24 protein-coding genes are annotated in these 23,638 nt (G+C 38.1%); 19 read left to right on the forward strand and 5 right to left on the reverse strand.

The window, feature by feature from the left end; genetic code table 11:
* The first annotated feature begins 4 nt into the window (after positions 1–4).
* From spoIIIAG to A2U94_RS02550, 16 genes are all read left to right on the forward strand, one after another.
* Complete coding sequence (gene spoIIIAG / locus A2U94_RS02475) at positions 5–652, forward strand: stage III sporulation protein AG (RefSeq protein ID WP_025911511.1); 648 nt, start codon at positions 5–7, stop codon at positions 650–652.
* A gap of 13 nt (positions 653–665) precedes the next feature.
* Positions 666–1,259 carry a SpoIIIAH-like family protein gene (locus tag A2U94_RS02480; RefSeq protein ID WP_025911509.1) on the forward strand — a complete coding sequence of 198 codons (594 nt, stop codon included), beginning with the start codon at positions 666–668 and terminating at the stop codon, positions 1,257–1,259.
* A 330-nt stretch (positions 1,260–1,589) separates the two neighbouring features.
* Positions 1,590–2,093 (forward strand): acetyl-CoA carboxylase biotin carboxyl carrier protein, encoded by a 504-nt coding sequence (gene accB, locus A2U94_RS02485; protein ID WP_025911508.1) that lies wholly within the window; start codon positions 1,590–1,592, stop codon positions 2,091–2,093.
* Positions 2,094–2,106: 13 nt separating this feature from the next.
* The gene (gene accC, locus A2U94_RS02490; protein ID WP_025911507.1) at positions 2,107–3,459 is read left to right on the forward strand and encodes an acetyl-CoA carboxylase biotin carboxylase subunit; all 1,353 of its coding nucleotides are present in this window, start codon (positions 2,107–2,109) and stop codon (positions 3,457–3,459) included.
* 29 nt (positions 3,460–3,488) lie between these two features.
* On the forward strand, positions 3,489–3,890 hold the full coding sequence (locus A2U94_RS02495) for an Asp23/Gls24 family envelope stress response protein (RefSeq protein WP_025911505.1): 402 nt from the start codon (positions 3,489–3,491) through the stop codon (positions 3,888–3,890).
* A 289-nt stretch (positions 3,891–4,179) separates the two neighbouring features.
* Positions 4,180–4,572, forward strand: a complete 393-nt coding sequence (gene nusB / locus A2U94_RS02500; RefSeq protein WP_025911503.1) for a transcription antitermination factor NusB — start codon at positions 4,180–4,182, stop codon at positions 4,570–4,572.
* A gap of 83 nt (positions 4,573–4,655) precedes the next feature.
* Positions 4,656–5,999 carry an exodeoxyribonuclease VII large subunit gene (gene xseA / locus A2U94_RS02505; RefSeq protein ID WP_025911501.1) on the forward strand — a complete coding sequence of 448 codons (1,344 nt, stop codon included), beginning with the start codon at positions 4,656–4,658 and terminating at the stop codon, positions 5,997–5,999.
* Between the two features lie 2 nt (positions 6,000–6,001).
* On the forward strand, positions 6,002–6,235 hold the full coding sequence (locus tag A2U94_RS02510; RefSeq protein WP_025911499.1) for an exodeoxyribonuclease VII small subunit: 234 nt from the start codon (positions 6,002–6,004) through the stop codon (positions 6,233–6,235).
* Positions 6,236–6,237: 2 nt separating this feature from the next.
* The gene (locus A2U94_RS02515; RefSeq protein WP_025911497.1) at positions 6,238–7,131 is read left to right on the forward strand and encodes a polyprenyl synthetase family protein; all 894 of its coding nucleotides are present in this window, start codon (positions 6,238–6,240) and stop codon (positions 7,129–7,131) included.
* A 316-nt stretch (positions 7,132–7,447) separates the two neighbouring features.
* Entirely contained in the window at positions 7,448–9,346 is a 1,899-nt protein-coding gene (gene dxs / locus A2U94_RS02520) for a 1-deoxy-D-xylulose-5-phosphate synthase (protein WP_025911495.1), read from the forward strand.
* Positions 9,343–10,173: a TlyA family RNA methyltransferase gene (locus tag A2U94_RS02525; protein ID WP_025911493.1), complete on the forward strand. Its 831-nt coding sequence runs from the start codon at positions 9,343–9,345 to the stop codon at positions 10,171–10,173. Before dxs ends, A2U94_RS02525 begins: the two co-directional genes overlap by 4 nt.
* Before the next feature lie 186 nt (positions 10,174–10,359).
* Positions 10,360–10,809: a transcriptional regulator AhrC/ArgR gene (gene ahrC / locus A2U94_RS02530; RefSeq protein ID WP_025911491.1), complete on the forward strand. Its 450-nt coding sequence runs from the start codon at positions 10,360–10,362 to the stop codon at positions 10,807–10,809.
* 16 nt (positions 10,810–10,825) lie between these two features.
* On the forward strand, positions 10,826–12,544 hold the full coding sequence (gene recN, locus A2U94_RS02535; RefSeq protein WP_025911489.1) for a DNA repair protein RecN: 1,719 nt from the start codon (positions 10,826–10,828) through the stop codon (positions 12,542–12,544).
* 186 nt (positions 12,545–12,730) lie between these two features.
* Positions 12,731–14,008 carry a SpoIVB peptidase gene (gene spoIVB, locus A2U94_RS02540; RefSeq protein WP_025911488.1) on the forward strand — a complete coding sequence of 426 codons (1,278 nt, stop codon included), beginning with the start codon at positions 12,731–12,733 and terminating at the stop codon, positions 14,006–14,008.
* Positions 14,009–14,233: 225 nt separating this feature from the next.
* Positions 14,234–15,025: a sporulation transcription factor Spo0A gene (spo0A, locus tag A2U94_RS02545; protein WP_025911485.1), complete on the forward strand. Its 792-nt coding sequence runs from the start codon at positions 14,234–14,236 to the stop codon at positions 15,023–15,025.
* Between the two features lie 398 nt (positions 15,026–15,423).
* Entirely contained in the window at positions 15,424–15,672 is a 249-nt protein-coding gene (locus A2U94_RS02550; protein WP_224839988.1) for a DUF2798 domain-containing protein, read from the forward strand.
* Between the two features lie 322 nt (positions 15,673–15,994).
* Here the strand turns inward: A2U94_RS02550 and A2U94_RS02555 are convergent, their stop codons facing one another.
* The 3 genes from A2U94_RS02555 to A2U94_RS20395 all read right to left on the reverse strand — a co-directional run bounded on the left by A2U94_RS02555 (position 15,995) and on the right by A2U94_RS20395 (position 18,959).
* Positions 15,995–17,566, reverse strand: a complete 1,572-nt coding sequence (locus A2U94_RS02555) for an L-lactate permease (protein WP_025909235.1) — start codon at positions 17,564–17,566, stop codon at positions 15,995–15,997.
* A gap of 49 nt (positions 17,567–17,615) precedes the next feature.
* Positions 17,616–18,557: an L-lactate dehydrogenase gene (locus A2U94_RS02560; RefSeq protein ID WP_025909234.1), complete on the reverse strand. Its 942-nt coding sequence runs from the start codon at positions 18,555–18,557 to the stop codon at positions 17,616–17,618.
* Positions 18,558–18,815: 258 nt separating this feature from the next.
* Positions 18,816–18,959 (reverse strand): YycC family protein, encoded by a 144-nt coding sequence (locus A2U94_RS20395; RefSeq protein ID WP_064484024.1) that lies wholly within the window; start codon positions 18,957–18,959, stop codon positions 18,816–18,818.
* A gap of 101 nt (positions 18,960–19,060) precedes the next feature.
* Between A2U94_RS20395 and A2U94_RS02565 the strand changes: the two genes are divergently transcribed.
* Positions 19,061–19,789 (forward strand): glycerophosphodiester phosphodiesterase, encoded by a 729-nt coding sequence (locus A2U94_RS02565; RefSeq protein WP_025909233.1) that lies wholly within the window; start codon positions 19,061–19,063, stop codon positions 19,787–19,789.
* 14 nt (positions 19,790–19,803) lie between these two features.
* Here the strand turns inward: A2U94_RS02565 and A2U94_RS02570 are convergent, their stop codons facing one another.
* Positions 19,804–20,064, reverse strand: a complete 261-nt coding sequence (locus tag A2U94_RS02570) for a DUF2627 domain-containing protein (protein ID WP_025909232.1) — start codon at positions 20,062–20,064, stop codon at positions 19,804–19,806.
* A gap of 145 nt (positions 20,065–20,209) precedes the next feature.
* Here A2U94_RS02570 and A2U94_RS02575 point away from each other — a divergent pair, with 145 nt between their 5' ends.
* Positions 20,210–22,159 carry a sigma 54-interacting transcriptional regulator gene (locus tag A2U94_RS02575; RefSeq protein ID WP_082823064.1) on the forward strand — a complete coding sequence of 650 codons (1,950 nt, stop codon included), beginning with the start codon at positions 20,210–20,212 and terminating at the stop codon, positions 22,157–22,159.
* Between the two features lie 79 nt (positions 22,160–22,238).
* Complete coding sequence (locus A2U94_RS02580) at positions 22,239–22,529, forward strand: hypothetical protein (protein ID WP_025911205.1); 291 nt, start codon at positions 22,239–22,241, stop codon at positions 22,527–22,529.
* A gap of 10 nt (positions 22,530–22,539) precedes the next feature.
* Here A2U94_RS02580 and A2U94_RS02585 read toward each other — a convergent pair whose 3' ends face one another.
* Complete coding sequence (locus A2U94_RS02585) at positions 22,540–23,562, reverse strand: IS1595-like element ISBsp9 family transposase (RefSeq protein WP_035321242.1); 1,023 nt, start codon at positions 23,560–23,562, stop codon at positions 22,540–22,542.
* Between the last annotated feature and the right edge of the window lie 76 nt (positions 23,563–23,638).

Consider the following 23,638-nt stretch of genomic DNA (forward strand, 5'->3'; position numbering starts at 1 on the left):
TGACATGAATGATAAAAAAGAAGGATCATCATTTTTAAAAAGACTTTTCTCCTTGACAAAAAAATCAGATGATAAGAAGCCGTCTAAGCTTGTCTACATGGGTATTTTATTAGCAGCAGGCATGGTGTTTATGCTCATGAACGGTTCAAAGGGTATGTTGCAATCAACAGTAGATGAAGCAAAACCAGCTTCTTCTACTGTACAGGACCAAGAGGATGTTCCGGCATTTGGTTCAAAAAAAAACACAGCGATTACCGATTATGAAAAAAAATATGAAGAACAGTTACAAGACGTATTAGAACAGATTGATGGTGTAAGCAAGGTGGAAGTAATCGTAAACCTCGATGCAACAGAGGCAAAAGTTTATGAAAAAAACACGGTGACCCAAAAGCAGTCGACAGACGAAACAGATCGTGAGGGTGGAAAACGAAAAGTAGAAGACATCTCTACGGATGAAAAGTTAGTTATCGTCAGAAGTGGTGACCAGGAAAAGCCTGTTGTAGTGAAAACAGAAAAGCCGAAAATACGAGGTATCCTCGTCGTTGCGAAAGGGGCTGATAATATCGAAGTGAAAAAATGGATTATTGAAGCAGTCACGCGCTCCTTAGATGTGCCTAGTCATAGAGTTGCTGTATTACCTAAAAAAGGTTAAGGGGGAAATCCAAATGTTATTAAAAAAGCAAACAGTTTGGTTATTAACAATGTTAAGTTTAGTAGTGGTTTTATCAGTGTATTATATGACAACGCCAGAAAGCCCTCAGTCAAACGTAGCGGTTGTGGATCAACAAGAAGAAAATACGAACAAAGAAGCTGTAAAAGAAGATGCTAAAGAGCCAGCAAAAGAAGATACAAAAAAGGAAAATGCTAAGTCTACTACAGAGAGCAAAACGACTGTATCAAATGTAGAAAGTGATGAATTATTTACGGCGCTTCGCTTAGAGCTAATTGATGAGAGAAGCAAGCTGAAAGAAGAGTTACAGGAAGTAGCTGCTTCTAAAAACGTATCAGCTACTGAAGTAAGTAAAGCAATGGATAAAATCGACCAGCTATCGGAGCTAGCAGAGAAAGAGGCTGTCATTGAAACTTTAATTAAGTCTAAAGGTTATGAAGATGCACTGGTAAGAGCTGATGGTAGCGAGGTTAACATTACTGTGAAAACTGAAAAGCATTCTAAAGCAAAAGCAAATGAAATTATTCAATTAGTGAAAAAAGAGCTTGGGCAAAAAGAGGTAGCAGTTGAGTTTCAACCAACAAAATAAATCAATTCAAAAAGCGATGAAGCCTATTGTCATCGCTTTTTTTATGATTCTTACTAGGCTGATAGCTGAATTTTAACGTGGATTTATCCAGGTGATTGGGTTATAATTATCGTTATAGCCTTATATTAGTACTAGGTTATAATGTTTTTCTACAATTGTAATTTCTCTATCGATACAATTATAATTGGAAATAGTAGTAAGTTCTAAAACCCATTTTGAGTAGATTATTCTTTTACATGCGCACAAAGCAATTTGAATGAAGGTTGCAATTTGTCGTATCATAGCAAAGTAGTAGAAAGATTTCTATTTCATGAAGTAGGAGTGTTTAATATGTTGAAAATTCAAGAAATCCGTGAATTAATTAAATTAGTTGATCAATCATCCATTGAAGAATTTGTATATGAGCATGAAGGGGCAAAAGTAAAAATGAAAAAGAAAGGTGCAATTGTTTCAAAGAACGCTGCACCTGTACAAGTTGTTTCATCAACTCCTGAAGTAGTAGCACCACAACCTGCTGCTCAGCCACAAGCGGCAGCCGTAAGTGAAACAAAAACAGCTGAGCCAGTAGAAGCAGCACCAGCAAAAGATGAGAATCTACATAAAATTACGTCTCCAATGGTTGGAACGTTTTATGCATCATCTTCTCCAGACGACGATGCGTATGTTGCAGTGGGTGACAAAGTTCAAAAAGATTCCATTGTGTGCATCGTTGAAGCAATGAAATTATTTAATGAAATTGAAGCAGAGGTTAAAGGTGAGATTGTGGAAATTTTAGCTGAGAATGGTCAGCTTGTAGAATATGGTCAACCTCTGTTCTTAGTGAAGCCTGAATAAGGAGCGGTAAAACATGATTAAAAAGCTTTTAGTTGCAAATAGAGGAGAAATTGCAGTTCGTATTATTCGTGCCTGCAAAGAATTAGGCGTAGAGTCAGTTGCAGTTTATTCCCAAGCCGATCGCAACGCTCTTCATGTACAGCTTGCAGATGAAGCTTATTGCATCGGACCTACGGCATCAAAAGATAGTTATTTAAACTTTACAAATATCATGAGCGTTGCAACATCGACAGGTTGTGATGCGATCCATCCTGGATATGGATTCTTAGCGGAGAACTCTGATTTTGCAGAGCTTTGTCGCGAATGCAATATTACATTTGTGGGACCTACTCCTGAAGCTATTACAAAAATGGGAACAAAAGACATTGCGCGAGAAACAATGCGTGAAGCAGGTGTGCCAATTGTTCCAGGCTCAACGGGTATCGTAGAGTCTGTTGAAGATGGCATGTCAATTGCTAAAGATATTGGGTACCCTGTTATTATTAAAGCAACAGCCGGCGGTGGAGGAAAAGGAATTCGCGTTGCGAGAACGGAGCAAGAGCTCGTAAAAGGAATTACGATTACGCAACAAGAAGCTGCTACGGCATTTGGTAACCCTGGTGTATATATTGAAAAGTACATCGAGGACTTCCGTCATGTTGAAATTCAAGTATTAGCAGATACACATGGTAACGTGATTCATTTAGGAGAGCGCGACTGTAGTATTCAGCGCCGACTTCAAAAATTAATTGAAGAAACGCCTTCTCCAGCATTAAATGAAGAAACACGTACTAAAATGGGAGACGCAGCTGTAAAAGCGGCTCAAGCAGTTGGCTATACAGGGGCTGGTACAGTAGAGTTTATCTTTGATTATCGCGAAAATAAATTCTATTTTATGGAAATGAATACGCGGATTCAAGTAGAGCATCCTGTAACAGAAATGGTAACAGGTGTTGACTTGATTCAGGAACAAATTAAAGTAGCAAATGGCGAACATCTTCCTTTAAAACAAGAGGAAGTAACATTTAATGGGTGGGCAATTGAATGTCGTATTAACGCAGAAAACCCTGAGAAAAACTTCATGCCATCTGCTGGAACAATCGAAATGTATTTACCACCAGGGGGCTACGGAGTACGCGTTGATTCAGCCGCATACCCAGGCTATACAATCCCGCCATATTATGATTCTATGATTGCGAAGCTAATTGTTCATGCACCAACTCGCGAAGAGGCAATCGAGCGAATGAAGCGTGCTTTAAGTGAGTTTGTTATTGAAGGAGTTGCAACAACGATTCCGTTCCACTTGAAATTATTAAATCACGAACAGTTTGTAGGTGGAGAATTCAATACAAAATTTCTTGAGCTACATGATGTAATGAATTCGTAGTATAGTATAAATAATAGGAGGTGCTGTACATGAACGAAAATCATGTATTAGAAATGGAAGAACATCCAAATTCCTTAGGTAAAGTTGAAATTGCTCCTGAAGTCATTGAAGTAATTGCAGGGATTGCGGCTTCAGAAGTAGATGGCGTTACGGCTATGCGTGGCAATTTTGCAGCAGGTGTCGTTGAAAAGTTAGGGAAGAAAAACCATGGAAAAGGCGTTAAAGTTGATTTAACTGAAAATGGTATTAAAGTTGATGTATTCTGCATGATGAAGTTTGGTGTATCTATTCCGGTTGTGGCGCAAAAGGTACAAGATAATATCCGCCAAGCGTTAAAAAATATGACAGCAATTGAAATAGATGAAGTAAATATTCATATTGTAGGCGTTCAATTTGATACGCAAAAGCAAGAAGTTGAAGAAGAGGAGTAACTCCTAATTTTAGTTATTTCTTTTCCAGACAAGCTATGGTAAAGTGAAAAAGACTGTCTCGTCACATAGACGGTCTTTTTCGTGTTTATGAGTTGGTCTGGAAGGTGTAACATGGCGGAAAAGCACTTAATGAAGAAGGACGCCATGTTACGCTTTCTAGTGTTGGATGATTAAAAGCCGCGTAAAAATGAGATAGTAATGACGGGTGAAATTCCTTCTTTGATTTACAATAAATTGTGCTATTATCTAGGTATACTAGTGAAAGTAGATAAATAAAGGAGTCAAAATAATGAAAAGACATACAGCAAGACAAAAAGCATTACAGGCCTTATTTCAATACGATCTTGGGCAAATTGAGCCATTAGAAGCGATGGAAAATGTGTTGCAAGGGGGAAAAGGTGACGATTTCTTAGAAAAATTAGTGTTAGGCGTGGCAAACAATCAGAAAGAGATTGATGGCATTCTACGCGACCACTTAGAAAAATGGACGTTAGATCGAGTTGCAACGGTAGACCGTACTATTTTACGTATGGCGGTATATGAAATGAAATACGAAGAAGAAATTCCCGGAAATGTTACAATAAATGAAGCAATTGAGTTAGCAAAAGTATTTGGTGATGATCAATCTAGTCGCTTTATTAATGGCGTATTATCGAAGGTAGCTGTTACTCTATCTCGTTAACCGAGTACAATCTAATAGGGTACTTCTCTCCTTTATCTAAAAAGGAGAGGGGAAGAACCTTTTAGAAACAAGGAGGTTATATTATGAGTGAAGTTCGTTATTTAACTGTGTCAGCATTAACACGCTATATTAAGCGGAAATTTGATGTCGATCCTCATCTACAAGATATTTGGATTAAAGGTGAAATATCTAACTTTAAAAAGCATAGTAGAGGTCATATGTATTTTACTTTAAAAGATGAAAATGCTCGCATTGCAGCGGTCATGTTTGCTGGTCATAACAGCAAATTAGCCTTTCAGCCTGAAGAAGGAATGAAAGTGTTAATTCGCAGCGAAATATCTGTATACGAGCCGAGTGGAAACTACCAAATGTATGTAAAGGAAATGCAGCCTGATGGCGTTGGTAATCTCTACTTAGCTTATGAACAGTTAAAGAAAAAGCTTGAAAAAGAAGGGTTATTTCATGCTTCCCACAAACAAAATCTCCCTAAATACCCGAGTACAATCGGTGTAATTACATCCCCGACAGGAGCCGCAGTGCGCGACATTATTACAACGCTAAAGAGGCGCTATCCAATCGCTAAAATCATTGTTATACCAGCTCTCGTTCAAGGTGTGAACGCTGCTCCTTCAATCGTAAAAGCAATTAACGAAGCAAACAAGCGAGACGAAGCTGATGTGCTAATTGTTGGGCGAGGAGGAGGGTCAATTGAAGAGCTATGGGCGTTTAATGAAGAAGTGGTTGCACGCGCGATTTATCATTCCGCGCTGCCTATTATTTCAGCTGTTGGCCATGAGACGGACTTTACAATCGCAGATTTTGTAGCAGATCTAAGAGCACCTACTCCAACAGGAGCTGCAGAACTGGCGGTACCAAGTATTGCTGAGATTTCAGAGCGTATTTCACAGCGGAATATTCGTTTACTTCGCGCGATGAATGAAAAAATTCAGCACAGTAAAAGAAGATTAGAAAAGTCTCAAAAATCGTATGCGTTTCGTTATCCACAAAAACTAATCGAACAAAAAGAGCAACAACTTGACCGCGTTATCGATACATTATATCGTGAAAGCAAGAGATTTTTTGAAAGAAAGCAAAATCAGTATGAACAACTTGCTATGAACTTGCAGCGTAACCACCCTCAGCAAAAAGTTAAGCAAGCACGTGAACAGCACATGCAGCTAGCAAAAGTATTGCAAAGAGAAATGCAACAGATTATGAAACAGCAACACCTTTTATTTGCAACTACAGCTTCTAAGCTACATGCATTGAGCCCGTTAAAAACAATGGAGCGAGGTTATAGCCTGGTGTACGATGATGATCAGACGCTAATAAAGTCCACAAAACAATTGGCAAAAGGTGATACCATTCAAGTTCGATTAACAGATGGACAATTACAGTGTGAAGTGTCAGATATAAAGGAGCGATAAAAATGGCGAACAAAACAGAGCAGACGTTTGAAGACGCAATGGACCAGCTAGAGAAAATTGTGAATAAGTTAGAAGAAGGCGACATTCCGTTAGAAGAAGCGATTGAAAAATTTCAGCAAGGGATGTCTTTATCAAAATTCTGTCATGATCGCCTTCAGCAAATTGAAAAACAAATGGAGAGCATTTTGCAAGAAGACGGCACGTTAGCACCTTTTACTGTTCAGGAGGAAGAATAGACGTGAGCGAACAGCAGCTACAGGAGTACATTCAGTTTACAAAAGGTAAAGTAGAGACATTTCTACATGGATATGTAACGAATCTGCAAGCGCCTTCGCTATTAAAAGAATCGATGTTGTATTCATTAACGGCTGGAGGAAAGCGTCTGCGACCAATGTTGGTCTTTGCGACGCTAAAAGCATTAGGGCATGATGAAGAAAAAGGGCTCGCAGCTGCAAGCGCAGTTGAAATGATTCATACATATTCACTCATTCACGATGACTTACCAAGCATGGATGACGATGATTTACGAAGAGGTAAGCCAACAAATCATAGGGTGTATGGCGAAGCGACGGCGATTTTAGCTGGTGATGCGCTATTAACCAACAGTTTTCAGGTAATTATAAACGCCTCAGAAATAAAAGATGAAGTAAAAGTGAAGCTTCTAAGTGAGCTTGTGAAAGCAGCTGGAGCAGAAGGTATGATTAAAGGACAGGTTGCTGATATGCAAGGAGAACAGCAGCATGAACATTTAACTCTTCAGCAGCTAGAAGATATTCATATACATAAAACAGGAAAGCTTTTAAGTTTTTGTGTGAAAGCAGGTGCAATCTTAGGTGAAGCGACTGAGGAACAATTAGAGCTTCTAGAGAAGTTCAGCTTTAACTTAGGGCTTGCTTTTCAAATTCAAGATGACATTTTAGATATTGAAGGGTCCGAAGAAGCAATTGGTAAACCTGTTGGAAGCGATACGGAGAATGAAAAGACGACGTATCCTCTTCTACTTGGGATGGAAGCAGCAAAGCAAAAGCTTCATCATCATATTCAATCCAGCTTAGATGCGCTTAAAACAACCAAGTTGGATACGGGGTTGCTTGAAGAAATTTGTCTATACGTGGCGAAGCGTGATCGTTAAGTAATGGCCCTGTTTTTTATATAAATGAGATAAAATAAGATTGAGTCCCAATATTGCCTATGCTATAATAGCCTTACTACTATGTCAAAGACGTAGTGCATAGGTTTGCAAGACATATACAATATTTTGGTGGCCGTTATCACATTTGTGTTAGCGGCTATTTTTTCACGGTTTTCTTTTAAAGAGAGGTATGTTTACTTATAACCTGACAAAGGTATTATAAGTAGTAACTGTGTTAATAATTGACTATTAGTATAAAACCATACAAAATGTATTAAGGTAACTTTATAACAAGTACGAAAGTGAGTGATCCAGATTGGATCTTACAACGATAAAAAGTCCTGATTTTTTAAAAAAGATGTCAATAACAGAATTAGAAGCATTGAGTGAAGACATTCGTCGCTTTTTAATTACAAAACTCTCTGCAACAGGAGGCCACATTGGGCCAAACCTAGGAGTAGTTGAGCTGACGGTTGCGCTTCATAAAGTATTTAACAGCCCAAAGGATAAATTTTTATGGGATGTTGGACATCAGTCCTATGTTCATAAAATTTTAACGGGGCGAGCATGCGAATTCGATACGATTCGCCAGTACAAAGGTCTTTGTGGCTTTCCTAAGCGGGATGAAAGTGAACATGATGTGTGGGAAACAGGACACAGCTCTACGTCATTATCTGCTGCAATGGGAATGGCAATTGCGCGTGATTTGCAAAAAACAAAATCTTATGTTGTCCCAATTATTGGTGACGGAGCATTAACAGGCGGAATGGCCTTGGAAGCGCTAAACCATATTGGACATGAAAAAACAGATATGACGGTTATTTTAAACGATAACGAAATGTCAATTGCCCCAAATGTAGGTGCTCTTCACAGCGTACTGGGACGACTTCGTACAGCAGGGAAATACAACTGGGTAAAAGATGAGCTAGAAGTATTTCTGAAAAAAGTGCCAGCCGTTGGAGGGAAGTTAGCAGCCACAGCGGAGCGAGTTAAAGATGGCCTGAAGTATATGGTTGTGTCCGGTATGTTTTTTGAAGACCTTGGGTTTACATATCTAGGTCCGGTGGATGGTCATAATTACGAAGAGCTTTTAGAAACTCTTCAGTATGCCAAGAAAACAAAAGGTCCAGTTGTCGTTCATGTTATTACGAAAAAAGGTAAAGGTTACTTGCCAGCAGAAAGTGATACTAGCGGTGCGTGGCACGGTCCAGGCCCTTATAAAATTGAGTCTGGTGACTTTATTAAAGATAAGAATGTACCGGTAGGATGGAGCGCATTAGTGAGTAATACTGTTTTAAAGATGGCTCGTAAAGACGACCGTATTGTAGCAGTGACTCCTGCTATGCCGGTTGGTTCGAAGCTAGAAGCATTTCAACAAGAATTTCCTGATCGTATGTTTGATGTTGGAATTGCAGAGCAGCATGCGACAACGATGGCAGCTGGCTTAGCTACTCAAAATATGAAGCCATTTTTAGCTATTTATTCAACGTTCTTGCAGCGCGCTTACGATCAAGTTGTGCATGATATTTGTCGTCAAAAGTTAAATGTATTTATCGGAATTGATCGAGCTGGTTTAGTAGGAGCAGATGGTGAAACACATCAAGGTGTATTCGATATTGCGTTTTTACGTCATTTACCAAACTTGGTGTTGATGATGCCGAAAGATGAAAACGAAGGTCAGCACATGGTTCATACAGCCTTAACATATGAAGCAGGACCGATTGCTATGCGTTACCCTAGAGGGAATGGTTTAGGCATACCATTAGATGACGAGCTAAAATCGATTGATATTGGGACATGGGAAGTGCTAAAAGAAGGTACAGATGCAACGATCTTAACGTTTGGTACAACCATTCCAATGGCTATGGAAGCGGCGGAAGCGTTAAGTAAAAAAGGTATTCAAGTTGAGGTTGTAAATGCACGTTTTATTAAGCCAATGGACGAACAGATGCTGCATAACATTTTAAAATCAAATCGTCCTGTTTTAACAGTTGAAGAAGCCGTATTGCAAGGTGGGTTTGGAAGTGCAGTACTAGAGTTTTCTTCAGAGCATGGCTATTATTCCGCCATCGATCGTATGGGGATTCCAGATAAATTTATTGAGCATGGAAGCGTAACAAAGTTATTAGAAGAAATCAACTTAACAACCGAAGAAGTAATTAATCGAGTAAATAAACTCGTAAGACCAATACAAAAGAGGCTTGAAGTGAAGTGACGAAAAAAGAACGAGTAGACGTTTTACTAGTCGAAAGAGGCTTGGTAGAAACGAGAGAGAAAGCGAAGCGAACAGTTATGGCTGGTCTTGTATACGCGAACGAACAGCGGTTAGATAAGCCTGGGGAAAAGATTGACCGAGATACACCGTTGACTGTAAAGGGAGCAGTAATGCCGTATGTGAGTAGAGGTGGCTTTAAGCTTGAAAAAGCACTGAAAGAGTTTGATGTACAAGTAAAAGATCGTATTATGATTGACATCGGCTCATCAACGGGTGGATTTACTGACTGTGCTTTGCAAAACGGAGCAAAAATGTCATATGCATTAGATGTTGGGTACAACCAACTAGCTTGGAAGCTACGACAGGATGAGCGAGTGGTTGTAATGGAACGTACGAACTTTCGTTATGTTACGCCAGCTGACCTAGCAGCAGGATTACCTGAATTTGCGTCAATTGATGTTTCATTCATTTCCTTAAAGCTAATTCTACCCGTGTTAAAACAGCTCCTTGTATCAGGTAGTGATGTGGTAGCACTTGTGAAGCCGCAGTTTGAAGCCGGTCGTGAGCAAGTTGGAAAAAAAGGGATTGTACGAGATGCAAAGGTTCATGAAGAAGTTGTTGAAAACATGATGAACTTTGCACTCAAGGAAGGGTATGATGTACGAAACGTATCGTACTCACCGATTACGGGTGGAGATGGAAACATTGAATTTTTACTTCACCTACATTGGAAAGGGCAAAGAGAACAAGGAGAGAACCTTGCTGGTCTGACAGCTCAAGAAGTTGTTGAACAAGCGCATTCTGTACTTAAAGAGAAAAAGTCTTAACGCTCTTGTCTCTTTTCAAGCATCAAAAGCCAATGCTAGTAATTCTAGCATTGGCAATTTGATTATACACCTTTATACGCAAAGGTGTATAATCAAATTGAATGTCAGCATGATGTGGAAGAGAATCATAACATTTCGTCTATACTATAAGAGATAAGATAATACATATTAGTGTGAGGTGCCAGTATGAACAAAGGGCAAAGACATATTAAAATTCGTGATATTATTACAAACAATGATATTGAAACGCAAGATGAGTTAGTAGATATTTTAAAAAATCAAGGATTTAACGTAACGCAAGCAACCATCTCTCGCGACATTAAAGAGCTTCACTTAGTAAAAGTTCCGTTAATGGATGGTCGCTACAAATACAGTCTCCCTGCAGATCAGCGCTTTAACCCTTTACAAAAGCTAAAGCGTTCATTAATGGATGCTTTTGTGAAAATTGATTCAGCTGGACATATGCTGGTAATGAAGACCTTGCCGGGTAATGCCAACGCCATTGGAGCATTGATTGATCATTTAGATTGGGAAGAAATTTTAGGTACAATTTGTGGTGATGATACGTGTTTGATTATTTGTCGAACGCCTGAAGACACCCAAAAGATTTCGGATCGATTCTTAGAAATGTTGTAAAGGTGTGTGAAACAGATTGTTAGCAGAACTATCAATCAAAAACTTTGCCATCATTGATGAGCTTTCAGTATCGTTTGAAAAAGGCTTAACAGTTTTAACAGGTGAAACAGGAGCTGGTAAGTCAATTATTATTGATGCCATTCATCTGCTTGTTGGTGGACGCGGTTCATCCGAGTTTGTAAGGCATGGAACAAATCGAGCGGAAATCGAAGGGTTATTTCTAATTGAAGACGAGCACCCTTGCTATGAAAAAGCGAAGCAGGTGGGAGTTGAAGTTGAAGATGGCATGGTGGTACTCAGACGAGATATTACCATGAATGGTAAGAGTATTTGTCGTATTAATGGAAAGCTAGTCACGCTTGGCATTTTACGTGAAGTGGGTCAAACACTGATGGATATTCATGGTCAGCATGAGCATCAGGACTTAATGAACCAAGATCGACATCTAATTCTTCTTGACCAGTATGGAGGTCAGAAGGTTGAAGAAGCACTATCAGAATATCGAGAAGTGTTTGCTACATATACAACGCTAAAGAAACAATTAGAACAATTAACAGAAAACGAACAGCAAATGGCCCACCGCTTAGATTTAATTCAATTTCAGCTTGATGAAATAAAAGCGGCCGACCTTCAACCAAATGAAGATGAGCAACTGATGGATGAGCGCCTTAAAATTTCTAACTTTGAAAAGATTTATACGTCCTTAACGGATGCATATAACGCTCTTCATGGTGAGCAAAGAGGACTAGATTGGCTAGGTGTAGCTATGAACCATGCAGAAGAAATTTCGAATTTAGAAGACACCTATGGCGAAATTTCAGAAGTCATATCATCAAGCTTTTATCAAATTGAAGATGTGTCTTATCGTATTCGCCAGCAGCTCGATTTATTAGAGTATGATCCAAAGCGTCTCAATTTTATTGAATCACGGCTAAATGAAATTAGTCATTTAAAGCGTAAATATGGTCAAAGCGTTGATGAAATTCTAGAGTATGCAGCTCAAATTGAAGATGAAATTGATCGAATTGAGAACCGGGATACTCATGTTGAAAAAATTAAACAAAAACTGTCGAGCGTAGCAGAGGACTTGCTTGTTGAAGCGAAAAATGTTTCTGAGGTTAGAAAGCAGTTAGCTGCGGAATTAACGGATAGTATTCATCAAGAGCTACAGGAGCTTTATATGGCTAAAACTATCTTTAATATCGTATTTGAAAAGCTACCGCCAAACCAAGCTGATAGCGAACTGAGCGGTGGTTCTGTTAAGTTTACTAAGGATGGTATTGATTCAGTGGAGTTTTATATTTCGACAAACCCAGGAGAGCCGCTAAAGCCACTTGCTAAAGTAGCTTCTGGTGGAGAGTTATCTCGTATTATGCTTGCACTAAAAAGTATTTTCTCTAAGCATCAAGGTGTTACGTCCATTATTTTTGATGAAGTAGATACAGGAGTGAGCGGTCGTGTCGCACAATCCATTGGTGAAAAAATTCACGCCATCTCTGTAGATTCCCAGGTGCTTTGTATTTCGCATCTTCCACAGGTCGCTGCTATGGCGGATACACATTTGTTTATTTCAAAGCAAATCAAAGATGATCGCACTACAACATCTGTTTTACCGTTAAACGAAGAAGAGAAAACAAAAGAAATTGCTCGCATGATTGCAGGAGCTGAAATAACCGATTTAACGCAGCAGCATGCCCAAGAACTGTTAGGTCTAGCAGCAAAAATTAAACAATAATTATTTAAAAAGCGCTTCTGGTGGATTGTTATGTGCCAAAAGCGCTTTTTTTATGTAGTAAACATCGGTTAAAAATCTTTCCTGCGGTTCTTTTTATTTTTCTTTGAACTTCGGTTATAAATGGGCTATAAGAAGGCAAAAGTAAAAGTGTAGCCATTTAGGCGAGGAAGCGAGGAGAGTGAAAAGATGAACAATCGACTTAGATATATAATTGGTGCAATTCTCCTTGTTTCGTTTATTTTTGTAGGCTTTATCCCTGTTGTGCAGCAATACCTTACTATCCCAAAACAAATGACACTGTTTAAAAGTGATGAAGTAAATTTTTCCACATCGTTAGCAGTTAGCACTCATAGTAATGATGTTATTGAAACGATGAAACAAGATGCTAAGCTTAGCATAGCTGGCAAAGAAGTAGGCAAAGAAGAAATGATGCTTCATCTTGCAGGAGTACCGGTCAAAAGAGTAGATGTTCAAGTATTATCTGATTTTAAAGTCATTCCTGGAGGTCAATCAATTGGCGTCAAGTTGAACTCTAAAGGTGTTTTGGTTGTTGGTTACCATCAAGTTGATACGAAAGATGGAAAGAAATCTCCTGGTGAAATTGCAGGCATCCAAGTAGGCGACATGATTACAAAAATCAATGGCAAAACAATTGAAAAAATGAGTGATATTACGCCATTTATTCAGCAAGCAGGAAAAACTGGAGAGCCTTTAAAATTACAAGTAATGAGAGAAAAAGAACAATTACAAACAAAGTTATATCCCTTAAAAGACAAAGAAGATTACGCGTATCGAATTGGTCTATATATTAGAGATTCTGCTGCGGGCATTGGTACGATGACTTTCTATGATCCCAAATCAAAAAAATATGGAGCGTTAGGTCACGTAATTTCCGATATGGATACCAAAAAGCCAATTGTTGTAGAAGATGGGCAAATCGTACGCTCTACCGTCACATCAATTGAAAAAGGTGAAAACGGTGTTCCAGGCGAGAAGCTAGCGCGTTTCTCAGAAAATAAAGAAATTATCGGTAATATTAAAACAAATAGCCCATTTGGTATCTTTGGAAAGCTATCTGAAACGATGGAAAATGGCATTTTAGATAAGCCGATGCCGATTTCACTATCTCATCAAGTAAAAGAAGGACCAGCTAAAATCTTAACGGTGGTCGAAAACGATAAAGTGGAAGAATTTGATGTGGAAGTTGTTAGTAGTGTTCCGCAAAAGTTTCCTGCTACTAAAGGAATGGTCATTAAAATTACAGACAAAAAGTTATTAGAAAAAACAGGCGGTATTGTGCAAGGAATGAGCGGAAGTCCAATTATTCAAGATGGCAAAGTAATTGGAGCCGTTACTCATGTGTTTGTGAATGACCCAACTTCAGGATATGGTGTTCATATCGAATGGATGTTAAATGAAGCGGGCATTAATATTTATAAAAAAGAATCAAAAAGAGCGAGCTAATGATAAATAGTTCGCTCTTTTTGTTATGAAAAGACTGTCGTATTTTTGTTAGAAAAACGTCGAAAAAACCAGAAAACAAAAGGAATTTATGGGATAATGATAAAAAAGACTTTTTTATAAAAAAATAAAGGAAATAATGTTGCATTGTCGAATTTGTCCTTTAGAATAAAGAGTAGAGACATGCGGGACTGGCGTATAAGTTAAGGGAATGAGGAGGAAGATACTTTGAAAAAAATTAAAGTATGTTTAGTCGATGATAATAGAGAATTAATTGGACTGCTTGAGGATTACATTTCTGAACAAGGTGATATGGAAGTAATCGGGGTTGCGTATAACGGGCAGGAATGTTTGTCTATTTTAAAAGATAAAGACCCGGACGTGCTTGTACTAGATATCATCATGCCTCATTTAGACGGGCTTGCAGTATTGAGTCAATTAAAAGAAATGAAAAAAGAAAACTATCCTAATGTAATTATGTTAACTGCTTTTGGTCAAGAAGATGTGACGAAAAAGGCAGTCGATTTAGGTGCTGCTTATTTTATATTAAAGCCATTTGATATGGAAAACTTAGTAAATCATATTCGCCAGGTAAGTGGTCAAGCATCATCTTTTACAAACCGTTCATCCTCATCAGCAATGCGCTTACAGCGTGATAATAAACCTGCAAACTTAGATGCGAGCATTACAAGCATTATTCATGAAATTGGTGTGCCTGCCCATATTAAAGGTTACTTATATTTACGTGAAGCGATCTCCATGGTTTATAAAGATATTGAATTACTTGGTTCGATTACAAAGGTTCTTTATCCGGATATTGCAAAAAAATATAATACCACAGCAAGTCGTGTGGAACGTGCCATTCGCCACGCAATCGAAGTAGCCTGGAGCAGAGGAAACATTGATTCAATTTCGTCTTTATTTGGCTATACTGTCAGCATGACAAAAGCAAAGCCTACAAATTCGGAGTTTATTGCAATGGTTGCGGATAAATTACGCCTTGAACATAAAGCTTCTTGAGAGGGGAAGAAGTAAACGAATGCTTATTAGTGTCCTTGAATAGTAAGATATATTTAGATAAATGAAAAAACATCATTCTTTACGAGGACGTTGATCCTACAAAGAATGATGTTTTTTATTGTACTAGTTTTTTCAAAAGCTATTCATAACTTTAGGCACTAAGTACAATAAAGATGATAAATATCTGTACGGTTAGATTTGAAAATAGTTAATTTATTAAAATAAATATAGATGATACCATATATATACTTGTAAAAGTGTTGATTTGTAAATAAGCGGAACGAACTGCTATGCATACTTGTTATGGTTTTCACATATTGAATAAGTAACATAACATCCACTCCCACTTTTAATTTATTTGTTAATAAAGAAGGTGACATTTAAAATTGAGGATTCATATGAAATATAAGCGTATTATTTTTGCATTTTGTATGGCATTAAGTATTTCTTGTTTTGTTTCATTTACCTTGGTATCCATTAACTTTGGTTACAATGATACATTTATGTCAACGTGGTTAAAAATCTGGTCTGAAGCTTTTGTATGTGCTTTTTTTGGTTCGTATTTCTTTCCAATCGGAATCAATAAACTAATGAGCAAAATTCAGTTTGTGGAAGAGTCTCTGAATCGTAGTGGAAAAGAAATGTAAAAAGAGTTTGGGACATAACAAAATGATTGCTTCTAAGAGACGAACAATAGCTGTTCCAATCTTTTTGGTTTGTCTGAACACGTTCGTTCTATTGCGCTACGGCCACTCGCTTTCCGCGGGGAGGAACCTGAGCTTCCTCGCTGCGCTGCGGGATCTCCGTTTTCCCTCTCTTTCCCGCAGGAGTCGAGTGTCCTACGCTCCATTCCACCCTGTTTCCAACATTGTTTTCACAATCAACCAAAAAACCTGAACGATTAAAAGTTATGAACTCTCAATCGTTCAGGTTTATCATTGGCTGAATTACTTATGTCCCAGCCTCTTTTTATTGAAGAAGGGATAAGATAAAAGTCCAAATACAAACAAATAAAAGTAAAGCGAGGCTGTAGCGAAGCGTCATCTTGGTTAACTCAGCTTCTTTTCCTGTTTGACCAACTGCTGCTGTTGCAATAGCAATTGACTGCGGGGATACGAGCTTTGCCATGACTCCTCCAGCTGTGTTGCTAGCAACTAGCATAGAAGGGTTTGTTCCAATTAAAGCTGCGGCCGTTGTTTGGATTGGAGCAAACAGCGTGTTGTTATTCACAACAGATCCCGTCATAAAAACACCAATCCAGCCGAGAACAGGGGAGAACAAAGGAAAAATTTGACCTGCTTCGGCTACGGCATTCCCAAGTGCCATTGTTAAGCCACCATATGTCATTAGTTTAGCGATGCTGATAACAGCACAGATCATCCCAATAGGAATGATAAATTCTTTGATTGTCTTTCCTAGAAGTGCTATGCTCCGAGAACGGTTAATGTTTTTCGTTGTTAAAACAGTCGTTATAGCAGCAAAAAGGATGGCCGTTCCTGTTGCTCCAATGAAATCAATTGAAAGTACAATAGGTGTTCCAGGAGCATTAAAAGTGAAAACAAAAGGTGATAACAGGTTTCCTGGTTGGAAAAGAGATTTGAAAACAGGAAGGCTCCAGATTAGTACAAATCCTGTTAACAAATAAAAAGGTGACCAAGAAAGAATAACTTCTTTTACTGGATATTTTCTCACAGTAGGGGCTTGTCCATTTAGCAAGAAAATACGCTTTGGCTGCCATTTACGTAAGAAAAGAGCAAGTGCCCCCATTGCTAAAAGCGCAGGAATAATATCAGCAAGCTCTGGCCCAATTAGGATGGTCATAGCGGCTTGTGCACTAGTATAAACAAAAGATGTGACCAAAATAGCAGGGAGCGTTTCTTTAACTCCTCGCCATCCATCAATTAAAAAGATAAGTAAAAAAGGAATCGTAAAGTTAATGAAAGGGAGAGTTAAAGCCGTTTGCACCGATACATCCATGGCACTTACGTTCTCTAACTGAAAAGTATCAACAATCGCTACTGGAATCCCAATGGCGCCAAATGCACCAGATGCTCCGTTCGCGATTAGGCAAAGCATAGCTGCTTGAAGTGGCTTAAAACCGAGTGAAACAAGTAGTACGGCGCAAATTGCAATTGGCACACCAAAGCCTGCAGTTCCTTCTAAAAAGGCATTAAAGCAAAAGCCGATGAGCAATAGCTGAAGTCGCTGATCACTGGAAATGTTAATAATACTACCTCTTAAAACATCAAATTTTCCAGTTTCAACGGCAATTTTATAAAGCCACACAGCCATAATAATAATATAGCCAATAGGCCAGATACCTTGAACGAACCCTTGAATAACGCTGCCGAATGCATGCGTAGGTGAAAGGTCAAAAAAGTAAATAACAAGAAAGAGCGTAATACCCAAGTTTAACAGTGCTGCATAAATTCCTTTCATTTTAAAAAGGGTCAAACATATTAAAAATGAGATAATGGGAATAGCTGCAATAAGTGCTGAAAGCGTAAGGTCTTGAAATGGATTATACGTATCAACAAGCATATGAATGGCTCCTTTAGAAAGCGAGAAAGCGAACTTTCTCGCTTCCTGCTTAGTTTGGTAAAGAGAAAAATGGCTGCTGAATTTCTTTTAACGTTTGAATAGATTTTGAGAATTTTTCATGTTCGGACTTATCTAACGGAAGTTCTAAGACTTTCTTTACACCTCCACGGTGAATGATACTTGGAACACCTACATAAATATCATGTTCACCATATTCTCCGTCTAGATAGGCTCCTACTGGAAGGACAACCTGCTCATTTCTCAAGATGGCTCTCGTAATTCTAGCTAATCCCATTGCGATACCATAATAAGTAGCACCTTTTGATTTGATAATTTCATAAGCCGCATTTCGTACTTGAACAGCAATTTCTTCTTTTCGTTCTGATGATAGCTGATCTGCGATTGGTGTTCCAGAAATGTTAGCGCCACTCCAAACGGCAAGCTGAGAATCTCCGTGTTCTCCAATGATATAACCGTGGACGCTCGTTGGAGCTGCGCCAAGCTCTTCACTGAGGAGATGACGGAAACGAGCTGAGTCAAGGATGGTACCTGAACCAATCACGCGTTCCTTTGGAAGTCCTGAAAATTTCCATGTGGCATAAGTAAGGATATCAACTGGGTTTGTCGCTACTAAAAAAATACCATTAAATCCAGAGGACATGACTCCATTCACGATGTGTTCAAAGATTTTGACATTTTTATGAACAAGGTCAAGTCTTGTTTCTCCTGGCTTTTGAGCTGCTCCTGCACAAATTACGACAATAGCAGCATCTTTGCAATCATCGTACGTTCCAAAAGAAATGCGCATAGAGCTTGGAGCATATACGATACCGTGAGCTAAATCCATTACATCACCGCGTGCTTTTTCTTCGTTTAAGTCAACTAACACTAACTCATCGCAAATACCTTGGTTCATTAATGAATAGGCATAGCTTGCTCCAACTGCACCTGTACCTACTAACACAACTTTGTTTCCTAATGTCATTTCCATAAGAATGCCTCCTCAAGCGAATAATATGTGAAATATTTCACATAGTTAGATAAATAAAAAACAAATCATCTTTAATTTTTTGTAATCATTTCGGCGAATTAGATATTGTGAAGTATTTCACAATCAGATAATAACACTTACTTTTTCATTTTGCAATAATAAAATATCATTTTTGTTAAAAGTTAATTAAATAAAAAAAAGACCTTCTTAAAAGGCCTTTCTTATCTTGGATCGCTCCATAATACCAGTGATCTATCATTAGCTCTTGTCGTCTTCTTTATCCAGCTGAGCAAGCTTTTGCAATAGGATATGCTGGGGCATGTGCATAAGTTGTTCTAAAGGAACGTTTAGTTTTTCAGCTAGTTTGACAGCCGTATCAGGTGAGATTTGTAATGGTCTCATACATATCAACTCCTATTCTCTTGTAAAATATATGTGTAAGCATTATGATAAATTGCAACTACCTTGTTAATCATAAGTCATAATGAAGGGATTGAGCAAGTATGCGTATTATGGGTCACAGAGGAGCAGCAGGGACGTTTCCTGAAAATACAATGATTTCGTTTGAAGAAGCAATCAGAGTAGGAGCAGATGGAATTGAGCTTGATGTTCATATGTCCAAAGACGATGAGCTCATGGTTATTCATGATGAAAAAGTTGATCGTACAACAAATGGTAAAGGGTATATAAGGGACTTTAATTATAAAGAATTAAGAAGCCTTGATGCGAGCTATAAATTTAAAAAGAAATACGGCGCGTGTCAAATACCTACGTTAAAAGAAGTACTAGCTTGGGCTTCTAATCAACAGTTTTCTGTTAATATTGAATTGAAAAACAACTTGTTTGACTATCCTTATTTAGAAATGAAAGTACTGGACCTTATTTACTATTATAAAATGAAAGACCGTATCATTATATCTTCATTCAATCATAATAGCTTAGCGAGAGTAACATCTTTTGATTCAACCATTGAAACCGCTATTTTATACTCATACCCAATGTTTGAGCCTTGGATTTATGCTCAACACCTTGGTGCTAGAGCACTTCATCCAAATTATCGTACGGTTAATCAAGTAAACGTAGCTGCTTCCAAAGACTATCGTATCCCTGTGCGTCCATATACGGTGAATGATGTGAAGCTAGCGAAACAGCTATACGGATATGGCTGTGAATCCATCATCACTGATTATCCTGAGAAGATGGTTAATGAATTTGCTAATAAACGTATGTAAAAAAAGAAGCAACTCTATTTTTTTGATAGAGATGCTTCTTTTTTTTGCTGAAAGCGAGGTTGAACCTTTTGACGCTTTCGATCTCGATGAAGAATAAAACCTGCTACAAATCCTAAACCAGTTACAAAAAATAGCAACCCTACAGTGAACTGAAGCATTAAGGATGAAAAAGGCGGCTGTAAAATGCCAAACACCATATCTCTCATTAATTTAATGCCATAACCTGCTAAAACTCCGGGAATTAATAAAATGAGTAATGCAATAATCCTCATCATAGTTAGGAAACCCTTTCCTGATTTGTCTTACTTAAATGATAAAACAGCAAAAAAAATTGTCAAGACTGTTTAAAGTTTTATATGATAAAGTGGTGCAAGAAGTTGCAGAGTATTTTTCCATTTTAAATGAAAAAGGTGAAAAAATATGCAAACTGTGTTGATTATTGGTGCTAACACGGGTGGGTTGGCCGTATTAAAGATGATTGAAGAAGCGGAAGGCGTAAAGGTAGCTGGAGTAGTAGATGTTAACTCTGAGGCGCCAGCGATGAAGTATGCAGAGCAATTAGGGATAAAAGTGTCCACAAGCTGGTCATCTTTTCTTCACCAAGGTGTGGATGTGATTGTAGATGCGACTGGAAGTGAACGTGTCTTTCAGGAATTACATAAGCAAAAACAAAGTAATACGCTGTTGATTCCAGGATCAGTTGCTAAAATGATGGCTAGCTTAATGGAGCAAAAAGAAGAATTAATTGAGCGGTTAACGCATGAATCAGATAAATATAACCTGATCTTTAACTCTACGCATGATGCAATGATTGTTGTAGATAAAGAGGCAAAAATAACCCTCTTTAATAAAAGTGCTGAACGAATTACAAACTTAAAAAGTGAAAACGTCATTGGAAAGCATATTCATGAATCCATTCCAGCGAGTGAGTTACCAACGACTTTACTGACAAAACGGACGGATTATAATCAAGAGTTTACCATTACGAACAGTCATAAAGTAATTACGTCACGCATTCCTATGATTAATGAAAAAGGAGAATTATTTGGAGCGTTTTCTGTTTTTAAAGATATTACAGAAGTGGTGAATTTAGCTGAGGAAGTAACTAATTTAAAGGATATTCAAACAATGCTTGAAGCAATCATTCAGTCATCAGAAGAAGCCATTTCAGTTGTGGATGAAGAAGGTGTTGGGTTATTAATAAACCCTGCTTATACAAAAATCACGGGACTTCAGCGCTCAGATATTATTGGGAAGCCGGCAACCACAGACATTTCTGAAGGAGAAAGCATGCACATGCAGGTGTTAAAAACAAGAAGAGCTGTGCGCGGTGTCAGCATGAAAGTGGGACCGAACAAAAAAGATGTTGTTGTAAACGTTGCTCCGGTTATCGTGGATGGTAAGTTAAAAGGGAGCGTAGGCGTTATTCACGATATCTCAGAGATACAGCAGCTTACGACGGAATTAAACAGAGCGCGCCAAATTATTCGTACGCTAGAAGCGAAGTATTCATTTGCTGACATTATTGGTGAATCTGAAGAATTTTTGTTAGCCATTGAACAAGCAAAACTAGCAGCTAAAACGCCTGCAACGGTTTTGCTGCGCGGAGAGTCTGGAACTGGAAAAGAGCTGTTTGCCCATGCTATTCATAATGCAAGTGAACGAAAGTATAACAAATTTGTACGCGTAAACTGCGCTGCATTATCGGAATCTCTTTTAGAAAGCGAGCTCTTTGGTTATGAAGAAGGAGCGTTTTCAGGTGCTAAGCGGGGTGGCAAGCGCGGGTTGTTTGAAGAAGCGAATAACGGAAGTATTTTCTTAGATGAAATCGGTGAATTATCAGCACATATGCAAGCAAAACTATTACGAGTACTACAAGAAAAGGAGCTAGTACGAGTGGGGGGGACCAGCTCTATTCCTGTAAACGTGCGAGTGATTGCGGCAACGAATGTGAATTTGGAACAAGGGATTGCCGACGGAACAATTAGACAAGATCTCTACTATCGATTGAATAAAATTCCAATTCAAATTCCACCTCTTCGACAGCGAAAAGAAGACATCGAGACCTTGGCACTACACTTAATTACGAAAATTAACCAAGACTATGGCAGAAGTGTAGAAGGTCTATCAGAGGATGCATTAAAATTGCTTGTCCACTATGACTGGCCAGGAAACGTCAGAGAGCTTGAGAACATTTTAGGAAGAGCTGTTATTTATATGCATTATAGTGAGGTAATCATTACTGCAAAACATCTTCCAACTCTAAATGATGTAAGTGAACACACTGAACCAACATCTGTTGATTTTACTATACAAAGCGGTGAGACCCTTTCAATGTTAGTGGAACAATATGAAAAGGCTCTTTTCTAAAAGATTGTTGCTATTGGAAGGCAAAGGTGTTGGAAAATTTTCCAAGAATAATAGTATAATAATGCTTGGAGGGATAAATATGTTAAAAAAACTATTAGCAATAATTTCAGTACCTTTAGTTATTGTTCATTTAATCATTCTGTACTTTTGGATTGGTGATTGGGAAAAATTAGTTACGAAAATAGGATTAATTAGTTGGATTGGTTCAATTATTTTAGGCATAATTGTTTATTTCGCTTATCGTAAATTAAACCATTCAGAAAAAAGATTTTTAGTTACCAAAAGAATTGTATTTAGTTCAACTTTGATGACTATATTTTTAGGTGTTTTCGCCATAATAATTGAATTCATTACGAACTCAATGCCATAAGAGAAGTGTTTTACACACTTCTTCTAATAGCTTCTACAGTTGTATAGTTCACACGTTTGCAAGAACCCAATAGCAAATCTTTTACACGTTCCTGAAAAGGCATTTTCTTATTAAGTTCAAGGTAACGATGCCAGAATAGGTAATTATCAAGATATTTAGTGGCTACGCCTTGAAATCTATCCATCCATTTTTTTAAGCGTTTATGATACCCATTTACGTGTTGGATATGGTAAATTCCCTTGTTTTTATACTGTTTTTTACTGACATTGATTGCTTCGTGTTGCAACTTTTTCATCGTTGCAAATTTCTTGTAGTTTGTGGCTGTATCAGTGCATAACAAAGCAGAGGTGTCTATATGTTTACCTAACACCAAGTCTAATTCGACAGCCGTTATACGCCCTGTTCCTGCTGTTTGAGAAAGGATTTGACCATTTCTATCGTGTGCAACTACTACACAAATTTGTTCTTTGGAAATTCCTCGCTTTTTAGCTACACCACCACGTTTACGAGGCTTTCTATGATGGATATGCTTTTTCCCTTTATCGCTCTCTAAAAAGAAGGTTTCATCACTTTCTACAATTCCTTGAAGCGTATTATGACCGAGCGAACGAATAGCATTAAGAATTTTATGCCTCCAATAAAAAGCAGTAGAAATGTGAATATCAAGTTCTTTGGCGATTTTAGGTAAACTTAACCCTTCAATCATCATTTTGTAATATTCGAGCCACTTATGAGGGTATTTCGTACCAGAAAGGGGGCTACCAGTCATATCATTGAATGACTTGCCACAATCTTTACATAGATAGCGTTGACGAGAACGATATTTGCCATTTCGTTTAACAGACATACTCCCACATTGAATACACGCTAATCCATTTGAAAAGCGTGTTTCACGAACTTCGCCAACCATTTTAGAAATGTCATTCTTTGGTTCTGGAAATAAATCTTGCTTAATTGCTTTAAACATTTCCAGTTGTTCATTCTTTGAAAGAGTATAAAAGTCTTTGTAAATATCGTGCCAAGCCATTGCCATTAGTAACACCCCTATTCAACCTTTTATTCTATTATATAGGATGCCTCTCTTAGCAACAATCTATACGAAAACAGCC

The sequence above is a fragment of the Bacillus sp. VT 712 genome (assembly GCF_001614195.1).
In the GTDB taxonomy this organism is placed as follows: Bacteria; Bacillota; Bacilli; order Bacillales; family Bacillaceae_H; genus Priestia; species Priestia flexa.

Coding starts and splice junctions, on each gene's coding strand:
- spoIIIAG (WP_025911511.1), top strand. CDS start 5: ATGAATGATAAAAAAGAAGGATCATCATTTTTAAAAAGACTTTTCTCC.
- A2U94_RS02480 (WP_025911509.1), top strand. CDS start 666: ATGTTATTAAAAAAGCAAACAGTTTGGTTATTAACAATGTTAAGTTTA.
- accB (WP_025911508.1), top strand. CDS start 1,590: ATGTTGAAAATTCAAGAAATCCGTGAATTAATTAAATTAGTTGATCAA.
- accC (WP_025911507.1), top strand. CDS start 2,107: ATGATTAAAAAGCTTTTAGTTGCAAATAGAGGAGAAATTGCAGTTCGT.
- A2U94_RS02495 (WP_025911505.1), top strand. CDS start 3,489: ATGAACGAAAATCATGTATTAGAAATGGAAGAACATCCAAATTCCTTA.
- nusB (WP_025911503.1), top strand. CDS start 4,180: ATGAAAAGACATACAGCAAGACAAAAAGCATTACAGGCCTTATTTCAA.
- xseA (WP_025911501.1), top strand. CDS start 4,656: ATGAGTGAAGTTCGTTATTTAACTGTGTCAGCATTAACACGCTATATT.
- A2U94_RS02510 (WP_025911499.1), top strand. CDS start 6,002: ATGGCGAACAAAACAGAGCAGACGTTTGAAGACGCAATGGACCAGCTA.
- ahrC (WP_025911491.1), top strand. CDS start 10,360: ATGAACAAAGGGCAAAGACATATTAAAATTCGTGATATTATTACAAAC.
- spoIVB (WP_025911488.1), top strand. CDS start 12,731: ATGAACAATCGACTTAGATATATAATTGGTGCAATTCTCCTTGTTTCG.
- A2U94_RS02550 (WP_224839988.1), top strand. CDS start 15,424: ATGAAATATAAGCGTATTATTTTTGCATTTTGTATGGCATTAAGTATT.
- A2U94_RS02555 (WP_025909235.1), bottom strand. CDS start 17,566: ATGCTTGTTGATACGTATAATCCATTTCAAGACCTTACGCTTTCAGCA.
- A2U94_RS02560 (WP_025909234.1), bottom strand. CDS start 18,557: ATGGAAATGACATTAGGAAACAAAGTTGTGTTAGTAGGTACAGGTGCA.
- A2U94_RS20395 (WP_064484024.1), bottom strand. CDS start 18,959: ATGAGACCATTACAAATCTCACCTGATACGGCTGTCAAACTAGCTGAA.
- A2U94_RS02565 (WP_025909233.1), top strand. CDS start 19,061: ATGCGTATTATGGGTCACAGAGGAGCAGCAGGGACGTTTCCTGAAAAT.
- A2U94_RS02570 (WP_025909232.1), bottom strand. CDS start 20,064: ATGATGAGGATTATTGCATTACTCATTTTATTAATTCCCGGAGTTTTA.
- A2U94_RS02575 (WP_082823064.1), top strand. CDS start 20,210: ATGCAAACTGTGTTGATTATTGGTGCTAACACGGGTGGGTTGGCCGTA.
- A2U94_RS02580 (WP_025911205.1), top strand. CDS start 22,239: ATGTTAAAAAAACTATTAGCAATAATTTCAGTACCTTTAGTTATTGTT.
- A2U94_RS02585 (WP_035321242.1), bottom strand. CDS start 23,562: ATGGCAATGGCTTGGCACGATATTTACAAAGACTTTTATACTCTTTCA.